Origin of the sequence: Pedobacter sp. ok626, from assembly GCF_900100435.1 — a bacterium.
Lineage (GTDB): Bacteria > Bacteroidota > Bacteroidia > Sphingobacteriales > Sphingobacteriaceae > Pedobacter.
Genome location: NZ_FNEX01000001.1, coordinates 55715 through 67824, shown reverse-complemented (window position 1 = coordinate 67824; position 12110 = coordinate 55715). Strand labels below are relative to the sequence as shown.

12 protein-coding genes are annotated in these 12110 nt (G+C 37.9%); 2 read left to right on the top strand and 10 right to left on the bottom strand.

All coding sequences use genetic code 11. The annotated features are described in order from the left end of the window. Positions 1–39 precede the first annotated feature (39 nt). From BLS35_RS00255 to BLS35_RS00235, 5 genes are all read right to left on the bottom strand, one after another. Entirely contained in the window at positions 40–1173 is a 1134-nt protein-coding gene (locus BLS35_RS00255) for a FecR family protein (protein WP_165973195.1), read from the bottom strand. 69 nt (positions 1174–1242) lie between these two features. After that, entirely contained in the window at positions 1243–1806 is a 564-nt protein-coding gene (locus tag BLS35_RS00250) for an RNA polymerase sigma-70 factor (protein WP_090776783.1), read from the bottom strand. Positions 1807–1982: 176 nt separating this feature from the next. Beyond that, positions 1983–2459: a GNAT family N-acetyltransferase gene (locus BLS35_RS00245; protein ID WP_090776782.1), complete on the bottom strand. Its 477-nt coding sequence runs from the start codon at positions 2457–2459 to the stop codon at positions 1983–1985. Positions 2460–2481: 22 nt separating this feature from the next. Next, positions 2482–3156 carry a LytR/AlgR family response regulator transcription factor gene (locus tag BLS35_RS00240; protein WP_090776781.1) on the bottom strand — a complete coding sequence of 225 codons (675 nt, stop codon included), beginning with the start codon at positions 3154–3156 and terminating at the stop codon, positions 2482–2484. Next, positions 3153–4247, bottom strand: coding sequence for a sensor histidine kinase (locus BLS35_RS00235; protein WP_090776780.1), 1095 nt, complete (start codon positions 4245–4247; stop codon positions 3153–3155). The genes BLS35_RS00240 and BLS35_RS00235 overlap by 4 nt, the downstream gene beginning before the upstream one ends. A 151-nt stretch (positions 4248–4398) precedes the next feature. Here BLS35_RS00235 and BLS35_RS00230 point away from each other — a divergent pair, with 151 nt between their 5' ends. Then, on the top strand, positions 4399–5688 hold the full coding sequence (locus tag BLS35_RS00230; RefSeq protein WP_090776779.1) for a cation:dicarboxylate symporter family transporter: 1290 nt from the start codon (positions 4399–4401) through the stop codon (positions 5686–5688). An 87-nt stretch (positions 5689–5775) separates the two neighbouring features. After that, on the top strand, positions 5776–6969 hold the full coding sequence (locus BLS35_RS00225; protein ID WP_165973196.1) for a cation:dicarboxylate symporter family transporter: 1194 nt from the start codon (positions 5776–5778) through the stop codon (positions 6967–6969). 30 nt (positions 6970–6999) lie between these two features. Here the strand turns inward: BLS35_RS00225 and BLS35_RS00220 are convergent, their stop codons facing one another. From BLS35_RS00220 to BLS35_RS00205, 5 genes are all read right to left on the bottom strand, one after another. Next, positions 7000–7542, bottom strand: coding sequence for a dihydrofolate reductase family protein (locus tag BLS35_RS00220; protein WP_090776777.1), 543 nt, complete (start codon positions 7540–7542; stop codon positions 7000–7002). Between the two features lie 64 nt (positions 7543–7606). Further along, positions 7607–8389 (bottom strand): AraC family transcriptional regulator, encoded by a 783-nt coding sequence (locus BLS35_RS00215; RefSeq protein ID WP_090776776.1) that lies wholly within the window; start codon positions 8387–8389, stop codon positions 7607–7609. 149 nt (positions 8390–8538) lie between these two features. Next, positions 8539–10722 carry a TonB-dependent receptor gene (locus tag BLS35_RS00210; protein WP_254778568.1) on the bottom strand — a complete coding sequence of 728 codons (2184 nt, stop codon included), beginning with the start codon at positions 10720–10722 and terminating at the stop codon, positions 8539–8541. Between the two features lie 57 nt (positions 10723–10779). Continuing rightward, on the bottom strand, positions 10780–11091 hold the full coding sequence (locus BLS35_RS27455) for a DUF6660 family protein (protein WP_132225907.1): 312 nt from the start codon (positions 11089–11091) through the stop codon (positions 10780–10782). Between the two features lie 251 nt (positions 11092–11342). Then, positions 11343–12110: an ABC transporter permease subunit gene (locus BLS35_RS00205; protein ID WP_090776775.1), complete on the bottom strand. Its 768-nt coding sequence runs from the start codon at positions 12108–12110 to the stop codon at positions 11343–11345.

Here is a 12110-nt window from a genome sequence, read left to right as displayed (position 1 = left end):
CGCTCCTGATTTTTTAAAGCTTCATGTGCGGGCTTGATGTTAAGTCTTTACAATAAGCTTCCTCCCTTCCATCTTAAAACTAACATTTCCTGTTGCTTGCATAATTTCGAGCGCTGTTTTAATACCTTTTGACCGAGAAATGATCCCATTAAATTTTTTATTTGAAGGCTTCCCAACAAATACGACTTCTACATCATACCAGCGGGAAATCTGACGCATCACACTTTCCAGGTTTTCATCATCAAACTGGAAATATCCGTTTTTCCATGCCAGGGCTTCATCCACATCTGCCATTTGCTGTCCTGAAAGCTCTCCATTCTTGTTGATGCTCTGCTCCATGGGCTTTAATACCAATTTATTTTTAGCTGTAGACACCATGATTGATCCCTCTAAAAGGGTCGTTTTTATAAATGGCTCATCCTCATATCCATTCACGTTAAAATGTGTACCTAGTACCTCTATAACCTGTCCTTTGCTTTTTACTTTAAAAGGTTTGCTTCGGTCTTTTGCTACTTCGAAGTAAGCTTCACCTTCCAACTCTACCACTCTTTCTCGTTTGCTATAAGCAACAGGATAGCGTAATTTAGAAGCTGAGTTGAGCCAGACTTTAGTCCCATCAGATAGGTTAATCCGATAAGTCCCACCTCTAGGTGTCTCAATAGCGTTATACTCCAATTCGTTTCCATTTAATATGGACTGTAATTTTTCATAACTAATAATACCATCGGGAGCATTAGATATCGCCATATCCTCTTCCTTGCTAATGATACCATGAGCCGTATCAAGAATTACCCTTTTACCATTGGCAAGGGTAAGTATCGCTTTGTTTCCTCCCGGAACAACAGCCAATTGTTCGGTAGAATCCTTTTGAGAACCGTTCAGAAAGTAAAATCCAAGGCCAATTGAACAAATTAAGATCACAGATGCGGCAATCCTGGTTATCCATGAACGAATGTTGACACTTCGTGGAGGAAACAACTGGTAATTGATCTTTTCGATCATTTGTTCTCCCAGCAGGTTGGCTTGCTCTGTTTCCAGTGGAATGGCCTCTGCTTGCTGAAAGTAACGATAAATTACATTGTATCTTCTGATTTCTTCATCACTTGCAGCACCTTCCGTAATACGGGATGCCAGGTTAAGAAGTTCTGTTTTGTCAAGATGTATTTCCCCCATATACATACAAGTCACTTCAGAACTGTATTCCCCCCAAAAAATAAATACTCTTTTTTTATTTAAAGAGAATTATACCAGGAAACAATAGAAATACAGATTACCTAATGCCCTTTTTAATCTTTTTAAAGCAATCGTCATCTGATTTTCTACAGTTTTTTCGGAAATACCAAGCTTTAGTGCTATCTCTTTATTACTTAAATGCTCATTTCTACTTAAAAAAAATATTTCGCGACACTTAGGAGGCAAAGATGAAGTTGCCTGTTGAATGAACTGTTTTAATTGTGACAATTCGAGCTGATCATCGGGGTAATAATAATCCAGGTTTACTTTTTGAGCTTCTGTAAAAAAAACTTCTTTTACTTTTTCATGCCGAATGCTGTTTGCTACTTTATATTTAACAGCATTCAATAAGTATGATTTTAAGGAAGTAATCTCAATATGATAGCGATGTTCCCAAAATTTGATAAAAATTTCTTGCACCAGATCGCGCGTTAGATCATTGTCTTTCAAAATAAAAAACCCCGCCTGGTACATATTTCGCCAATAACGATGATAAATTTCTTCAAAAGCCTCCCTACTGTCCTGCTTTAAGAAAGACTGTAGCTCCAAATCAGTAGCGGACCTTAAACTCATAGGCAACAAACATATTGTATTTGAGTTAAACTCGCAAGGCTTATAAAAAAACCGCAAAAAAAATTGTTCAAATTACAGGGCGGGGAAATAAACAGATTTGGGGCTATCAGCGTTAGCGTTAAAATTGAAATATAATTATCTGGAATCTATACTTTTATTCTTTAGAAGCTGAACGATCAGCCAATATCACAGCGCATCGTTGTGAACAATTTTTTGAAGCCTGCTTTTTCGTATGCCTTCACAGCCGCATCATTATCATGGTATACATCCAAACGAACCTCAGTTATTCCTTTTGATAAAACCCATTGCTTAAGATCATTTAACAATAACCCATTAACTCCCTTTCCTCTAAACTCTGGTTTTACAAACATGAAACCCAAATAACCGAAGAACTCATGGCGTTCGTAAACTTTTGCCGGTCGGATTTGGGCATAACCACATCCAATGACTTCATCGTTAAACTCGATCACTAGAACTGTTGTTTGCTCCTCCTCTATCAGTGTTTCAATGTCATAATAGAAAATTTCTCCATCTTTCAGAGTAGGATTAAAAGGGCGCTCGGCATCAACTAACATTTGTAGAAATTCGCCAAGCTTAGGCAAGTCGGCATTTGTAGCAGATCTGGTAGTTAGACTCTTCTTATTTATTTCCATCTTCAAATATATCATTTGCTAACTAAAAATTGACTTTATAGCTTCGACCAACAGGCAGCTGACTTCCATCTTTTAATATAACCATCTGGGAGTTATGAGACTTTATATTCTCCTTTAATACAATATACGACCTATGTATACGAACAAACCCCATTGCGCTATGGCTCTCAATAAAGTCAGACAGTCTTCTCAACACCATGTAAGATTTAAATCTTGTGACGATCTTTATGTATTCTCCACTACCTTCTACCCATAGCACTTCATCCTTTTGCAGCCTGTTCATCATATAATCCGATTTAAAAACAAGATAATTACTGTCTTTGTTCGTCTCCTGAAAACTGTAAATATCCACTGCCTTTTTCAGTGCTTTAGCTAACCTTTCCGGGAAAACAGGCTTAACAAGATAATCAATCACATCAAGCTCGAAAGCCTGCACCGCATGTGTAGGATCGGCGGTAATGAATATGATCAACTGATTTTTCTCTAATTTCTTCGCAAACTCCACTCCCGACAATTCAGGCATTTCAATATCCAGGATTAGCAGGTCCACAGGCTGCTCATGAAGAAATTCCATAGCCTGAACCGGATTGGTAAAACAGCGGATTAAATCAATTTCAGGAATATTTAAGCAATAGTCTTTTATGAGTTCTAAAGCAGGAAGCTCATCGTCAACATATATTGCGGTTAACTGTTTCATATATTAATTTCAAGAATAGTCATATACTCATTTTCCGTTTCAATAACCTGGAAATTGTAATTACCTGGGTATTCAGTGTCCATAATCGTTTTTAGAATCTTTAATCCGGCACCACTATAGTGCTCATCTTGCAAATGCATCAGTTTATCAGTCTTTGAATTTTTGATACTGAATGAGAGTTTATCATCTTTTAAAATGAGGCTCGTATGAATCATCGCCTGTAAATCTACGCCCATTCCCGAGTGCTTTATCGCATTTTCAAAAAGCGAAAAGTAAATGGTTGGTGGAATTTCAATAATCGAAAAATAATCATTTGCTGAATAATCAAAAACAAGATTCAACCGATTATTATATTTTAGTTGGTAAAGACTGCTTAAAGCAGTAATCATTTCAATTTCCCTGTCCACAATAATTCGCTTCTTACCAACCTCATAGGTGGTATACTGTAAAAGCAGGCTAAGCTGTTTAATAAAATTTGCAGAACCACGGTCCTGAAGGTAACTGTGTGAATAAATATTGTTTAGTGTATTAAATAAAAAATGAGGATTGATTTTGGATTTCATCAAATCAAGATCAGCTTCTTTTTTCAGCGTCTCCATCTTTGCAAGCTCAGATTCAACAATCAACTTAAACTTGGAAATCCCCAGCATAGAAGAGATCAAAATAATGATTGACTGACTCACGTATACCAACAACAAAAAAGCAACCTGATTCACCTGTCCATCCCTAAACAACTCCGGCTCAATTAAAATCCGTAGCAAACAAGACAAAACATAAACTATCCCTGTATACCTGATGTATTCCTGATATTTTTTTGTTTCATAATAGGTAGGAACCAGGTAGCGAAAACAGAACTGATACAAGATCACATTAGCAATCAACATAAAAGAAAACCGTGTCAAACCCACCTTAATATCAAACCAATTTAAGTATAAATATAAATTGGCCACGATGAATGCTCCCCAGAACACCAGATGTTGGATGCTGATCACATCTGGCCAGCCCCTATATAAAAAAGACTTAAGTAGCCTTTTTTCAAAAGACAATCTTAATATCAATACCAGGAGAATAAGATTTAACAGTAAAATCATCTGCTAAAATTTTGGATATTGTATGTCATTGGTTTATAATTCCTGTTGTTCGTTGATATTTTTTGGCAGCGGAGATTATATATCTGAAGTTTAAACATTAAGAAGAGACCAATCGCCAATACACTCTTTGGGCCAAATATAAATATAGAAAATGAAAACCAACCTAAACCAAGGGAATCTTCAAGAAAGAAGCTTTGCCTACAAATTACTTTCCAATTTAACCTTCTGGGTGCTGATAGCAATTATTGCCGGAATTGTGCTGGGAAGTTATGCGCCTGCAACTGCTGTAAAAATGGAGGTTATCGGCAAAACGTTTATTGAGATCATCAAATTATTTATTGCCCCAATTATATTCCTGACCATTATACTCGGCATCAGCGGAATGGGAGATTTGAAAAAAGTTGGCCGGATTGGCGCCAAATCCCTGCTTTATTTTGAGGTGGTTTCTACCTTTTCACTAGCCATAGGGATATTGATGGCCGTGTTAATAAAACCTGGGAATATTGATAAATCTAATCTACAGATTCAAAATCCTTCAAAATATACAGGCGCAGGTGCGAAAGATTTTAACTGGTTGGAATTCTTCATACACAATTTTACCCTTCAGGTATTACTTGCAGCTATCGTATTAGGTATCATCCTGAATTATTCAAAACATAGGTTAAGTGTTGTTCAATATTTAGAAAAGGCATCACACTGGGTGTTTACAGGTCTAAAATATGTAATGTACCTGGCACCACTAGGGGCCTTTGGCGGCATGGCTTACACCATAGGAAAATTTGGTCTGCACACCCTAATCCCACTGGCAAAGCTAATGGGAAGTGTATACCTAACCATGGGTATTTTTATCTTCCTTGTACTTGGGGGAATCATGAAGTACTATAAGATGAGCATCTGGGGATTTCTAAAATACATTAAAGCAGAATTATTGCTAGTGCTTGGAACTTCGTCTTCCGAGTCGGCACTGCCTTCAATTATGCAGAAACTGGAAAAGATGGGCTGTAGTAAATCAGTAGTGGGTTTGGTTGTACCAACCGGATATTCATTTAATCTTGATGGTACATCTATTTATCTTTCTATGTCCATCATATTTTTAGCCCAACTTTACAATGTCCATCTCACTCCCTTTGAGATGATCAGCATTATTGGAATTTTGATGGTTACTTCTAAAGGTGCCGCAGGAGTTACCGGCAGTGGCTTTATTGTCTTGGCCTCCACCTTAACGGCCATACATAAAATCCCTGTTGAAGGACTTGCCTTCTTACTGGGCGTAGATAAATTTATGAGTGAAGCCAGAGCGATTACCAACATTATCGGAAATGGAGTTGCAGCCATAGTGATTGCAAAAAGTGAAAAAGAATTTAATCCGCCCGTGGCAATACAAAACATTGAAAAAAATGTTTTTGGGGCTAAGCAAACTGAAGAATTGGCTTTAGATTAATAAGCGTGATGCCATTAAACAAGCGGGCTCATTTAACGCAAATTGTGTAAATTTGTTAAAAGTTAATTGGGTTTAATTGAAGATTCCTTGATAGAGACAAAAGTAAATTCTGATTTGATTCAGAAACTTCAGAAGCACTTAAGTTTACAAGTTCTGCTGGCGATTTTTTTAGGGATATGTACTGGAATACTATATCCTGTTTTTGCAGTGAAGACCCAGATCATCGCCACTGTTTTCGTGGAGATCATTAAACCCTTTATTGCTCCTGTCATATTCCTTATCGTTGTTTCCTTTTTTGCAGGAATTGTAGACTTAAGGGCTGCGGGTTGGCTCAGTTTAAAATCATTGCTCTACTTCGAACTGATAAGTTTTATTGCAATCGTTTTTGGAATCTGTTTTACCTTTATCATCAATCCCGGCGCAATTAACCTAACAAGTTTTCAACTGCTGACTCCCGAATTTCAGGTCGCAGGTGTAGATAGTTACTGGAGCAATGCAATACTCAATCTTTATCCCCTCATATTCTTATTATTGGGTTGTATCATCGGTCTTATGATCAATCGTTCGAAATACAAATACCAGATAGCCAGTCGTCTTGACAAGATCAGGAACCTGATCTTTGAAATATTGAGGTATATATTTTTGCTTGCCCCCCTCGCTGCTTACAGCGGAATTGCTTACACTGTTGGAAAATTTGGCCCTGAATCGTTGGTTCCAATCGGCAAACTGGTTGCGGGAACTTATCTGACGATGTTCTTGTTTATCATTATTGTTTTTGGTGGGATCCTTTATTTCTTTAAGGTAAACATCATCAATTTCCTAAACGACATCAAGCAGGAGCTACTTTGGGTACTTGGTACATCTTCTTCAGCTTCGGTATTGCCCTTGCTGATGGATAAACTAGAAAAGATGGGGTACAAAAGATCGGTGGTAAGTTTGGTAACAGTTACAGGGAACTCCTTTAACCTGACCGGAACCTCTCTTTACATAGGCATTGCAGTTATCTTCCTGTCCCAGCTTTACCAGGTTAGTTTTTCTTTCACGGAGATCTTAACTATTATCCTAATCATCATGATGACTTCTAAAGGGGCAACAGGAATAGCTGGAACAGGCTTTATTGCCATGGCCACAACCATTACAGCCATCCATAAGATACCTGTTGAAGGTCTGGCAATTCTGCTCAGCGTAGACCGATTTATGAGTGAAGCAAGAGCGATCACCAATACAATAGGACATGGCGTCGCCACAGTCGTGATGTCAAAAAATGAAAAAAACCTCTAAACTATTACATCTAGGGGTTTTTAATAGCGTTTATGCATGTGTTTTGTCGACACCATAACGGACTGATACTAGCCCAGTCTCATAGACCTTACTCTCCAGTAACCTGAGCTTGGTTCTTCCATCCTGTTCGCGGAACAGAAGCTTACCACTACCAAGCAATATCGGGTGCACAGACATCCACAATTCATCCACCAAGCCCTCCTTCATTAGGCTGTCAAATAGCGAAGCACCACCAAATAACCAGATATCTTTTCCAGGCTGATTTTTTATTCTTCGTGCTTCAGCGATACCATCTCCCGATATCAGTACAGCACCTTCTTTTACCGATGTCAACGTATTAGAAAATACGTATTCTATCAATGCAGGCATCCCTGGTACAACCTCACCCTGATTACTTTCGCTATGCCGTTGTGCCATTTCATAACTCTTACGTCCGATGAACATCGCGTCAATGCGCTCAAAAAATTCGTTTAATCCGTAATCCTGATCTGTAAAACACCAGTCATACTCGCCATTAGGTCCTTCAATATACCCATCCAATGTTATGGCCAATCCCATTATTAGTTTTCGCATGTTGTTAATATTTATATTGCAAAAATGTCTAGATTCAATAACGTTTAATTGTATAAAACGGACATCAATAAAAAATATGTTCAGCCTGCAGTAACTGACGTGGTGTAGCCCCTGTGTAATCTTTATAATCTCGGATAAAATGAGCTTGATCGTAATAACCACTTTTGTAGGCAACTTCAGTAAGTGAAAGTGCAGGATATCTTTTCAAGTGATTAAGTGACCGTATGAACCTGGAAACACGCAGATATTCTTTAGGTGACAAACCAACATGCTCATGAAACTTTCTTGAAAGATGGCGCTGGCTGAGCCCGGTATTACTGACGAGCTTTCCTACAGGGATCAGTCCCCCTGACAATTGCACCTGCTTTAGACAATCTACTATCGGCAAATCATCTTTAACATTGGCTAACGCCTTAAACAGATATTGTTGTATCAGGTTTACACGCATTTCGTTATTGCTAAATCCCGCCATTTTATCTTCTATCTCGGGCCCCATAAATCCCCATACATCAGCAAGGTCGGTAGTTGTATCGGATAGTATATCCATCGGAACTTGAATAAACTTGTACGCCATGCCCGGTTGGAAACAAATGGCAACAACCCCTTCCCCCTTTCGCATTTGTATATCCATAGGCCTACTCATCCGAAAAGTAAAGATGCTGGATTTATGTAACTCATCATTAATGATAGCCACTGGTGTACTTGTATAGTTTAAAAACAGTTCTACACAAGTATCGGGCAGCACACGAATATAACTTCTATCGGCACCACTCTCACACTCCATCGTGCATATCGATTTCACATGCGGCTGCAAAGCAGGTATAATATCATAGGATTGTATACGCATACTTTGCAAATATAATTCATTATCCGAAATTACCTATCTGACAATCCTTCCCGACCGAAGCCCTAGAAAAAGAATACTTCAAAAGGTAAAATACGTACTAAAAAGCAGTGATTGACTTATCAATCACCACTTATCTTTTATAGGGTTTCTTAAAGTTTAATCTTTACTCCACCATTGATTACAAATCCATCTACAGGCGCATAAATATCCCTGAAAGTAGGGTTAGTTATTGTTCCTGTATAAATAGAATCAAATTTCGTCTGACGGGTATTTGTGAAATTTTCAAAGTTTATAAAAATGGAAAACCGCTCCCAAAGTTTTTCCGCCATTAATCCGGCCGTCCAATAACTCTTTCCTGTACTGCCATCATTTAATTTTTGGCGACTAAAATAATAAGCTTCTGCTCCAATTTTCCATTGATCTTCCACTTCATACATCAATACGTTATTTAAGCGGTGTTTAGAAACCAAAGGGTAAGTACTGCTCGTAGTTTCAGTATGTTGATTTACATCGGCCAGGGTATACCCAATAAAGAGCTTAAAATCGCTGTAAGTGATCTTTACATTAGTTTCCATTCCTCTTGTATCCAGATTTCCTTTGGGTTGAATATATTGGAGATTCCCCCCTGCAACAGGACTTAACAAAATTGGATTTTTAATACGCGTATAGAAAAACATTTGGTTGATACTAAAACCCAGCTTATCATCAAAAAGACTTGTGCGGTAGTTAACATCATAATTTGCACCATAAGAACGTTCGGCTTTGGTGTTTGCTACATCAATTGGAAGCACATTCCTAAACTGGATACGTTCTGCATCTTCAGTAAATACACTCGGCGCTTTATAACCCAATCCACCACCTAAACGGGTAGAGAAATGTTCGTTAATTTTCCATAAACCCGAAATCCTTGGCAAAAAGAAAAAGCCATATTCATTATGATAGTCACCCCTGATCCCAGATTCAATGATAAATTTTTCTGTGGCGTTCCATGTATTTTGCACAAAAGCACCTATGGTGCTATAATTGTAGCTTCTAAGTGCCGTATTGGCATTTTGGTCTTCTTTAAAATGTTCAGTAAGGAAGTTTAACCCGGCAACCCAGTCCACCTTTTTTCCATTTCGGCTATAATTAGCTTCACTGTAAGTGGATAGCTGTACGCCAGAAAATAAATAAGCAGGCAACTGGATGCTTCGGTCATAATAACTGACAGCATTACGAAAAGTCAGTTTTTCATCATCGTTCAACTTATGACCTAATTCTACTTGCGTACTGTAGCGGTTTGTTTTATTCTCTTCAAAATAACTGTGTTCAGCATCACCATTCCCCTTAATGTATTCCAAATCACCACCTATTCGTTTTTCAATAGTCGTATTCAATCCTGCGGAAAGCGTAGTGACATTGTTAAAATAAACAAATAGTTTTGGGTTAAGCGTGAAACGATCAAACTTAGGTATCGCAGTTAATCCAATATCCGACGGATCATAAGCCGTTCCGTGGTTATAAGCACCATATACTGTAACTCCTAACTTTTCAAATTTCTGTCCGTAAAACCCACTGGCGTCAAGTCCTAATGCGGAAGTCCCGTTTAAAAGAAAGTTAAGCTGACGCTCTTCTGTCGGCTTTTTTGAAACAAGATTTACTAAACCTGCAATTGCACCACCACCATATAATGTAGAGGATGACCCCTTGATTACCTCGACCTGTTGCAAATCTAAAGGGGAAATCTGTAACAGCCCTAAGCCACCTGAAAAACCTGAATATAAAGGAAACCCATCACGAATGATCTGTGTATATTTCCCATCTAGTCCTTGAATACGAATGCTTGAATTACCACTGGTTGCAGAAGTTTGTTGCGTTTGGATACCAGTGCTTTCAGCAAGCATCATTCTGATGTCTCCGGGCTTCATATTACCTTTCTCATCAAGCTCTTCCCCAGCAATCACCTCTACTCTTGTGGGGATATTATCAATGGTTCGACTCCCTCTTGTTGCGGAAACGACTACCTCATCCAATTCTTCTTCTCCCTCTGCTGCTTCCAATGTGATTAGCATCGGGGCTGTTTGCACTAGTGGAAAAGTTAAAGTATCAGTTCTGGTCTTAAAACCGATATAACTAAACCGTAGAATCTGCTTGCCTGACGGTACATTATTCAAAGTGATTAAGCCATCAGTTGCCGAAATTGAACTGATATTTGTACCCTGAATTTTTAGCGTTGTTCCGGGTATAGTTTGATTTGTCTTTGCATCTTTAATGATCGCTTTATAAGTATTTTGAGCATAGACAGAAACTGTAAAAAACAGCGCTGCCATAAGCACAACTAATTTCTTTATCATGTATTTTATAATTAAGTAATTCGAATAAATTCAGCCTCAAATGGCTGCACTAAAATTCTAACTTAATTTTGGCGGTTGCCAAATGAATGATGTAGTCTGGGTAAGTTCAACAGGAAGATAAATACTGTCATGCTGAACCGGCCTTAAATAAGTTCCAAAAGTGATTGCCGAATAGGAAGTAATGGTGAAACCTACGCATCTCCCACAAACATAAAAAGGTGAACAATCTTTACAACAATCATCATCCTTATCAATACATTTATGTGCTTTCTCCTCCTGATGATACGCTTGATCATCCTCTAATGCACAACAGGGAACTGTTGTTAAGAAAAGTACGATTACAGATAAAATCAGGGCTATGAACTTCACTTGGTAAAAATATATAATTCAGATCAATTCCTCTTCTATTCTTTCAAGTATCCTTTATCCTTAAGTTTAGTGATCAATTTTTGGCCTATTTCTTTACCCCATTCCCGACCTGAAAGTATCGCTTTTTAAGAAATCAAATGAGTTTTTTGTACTTGTATAGTTTAAGCATCGGGCAGCACACGAACATAACTGGTGTCGTCCTCATTGTCATTTAAACCTACTAAAGTTCTATTGCACTGCTAATCTTTATCCTATAAATCTTTTTTATCAAACTTCCTCAACGATATAAATAACGGTATTACAACCCAGACAAATAAACCAAAAAAAGAAAGCGCCACTCCAACCTGATTTCCAAAAAACTCTCTAAATATTGCCCCTGTATAGCCCATTAATGCGGAAATATCCATTTGCAATAAGATTTGAACACGCCCTAAATCAATCGGATTAAGAAAACTAAAAAAGACCATCGCTCTTTCCAGCGGGTAGTCCTGAAACTGAAATAAAAAAAATAAGACCAGTGCATCAAAAATGAGAGAAAAATAGAGCCACAGCAGTATGGATAGCCCTATTCCTCTCGCTTTATCGCGGGTAATACCCGCAGCTAGCAGGGCTATACTTACAAAAATAATCGTTAAAAATAGCCCTGTTAAAATCATGGTGATGCCCGTTGCATCGGCATGATACAACAGAATGGGTATCCCCGCTCCAATAAAAAAAGCGAGTGACAATGATGCCGCCAGTCCACCAAATAAACTTAGCCAAATGGACTTTCTTTTTACAGGCTGGCTAACCAGTAACTCTATAAATTCAGAACTATTGTAAATATAAATTGTCGAAAAAATAATACTGATTAAGGGTACCAATATGAGTATAATGTTTAAAAGACTGAGCAAGCCCTTTGCAGAATTACTTTCCAAATTAAAGACACTTAAGGAAATCAACAACAAGAGAAAGGTATAGATTAAAACTATCTTGTTTTGAATGATATCTACGATTACGTATTTTAATATTTTTTTCAT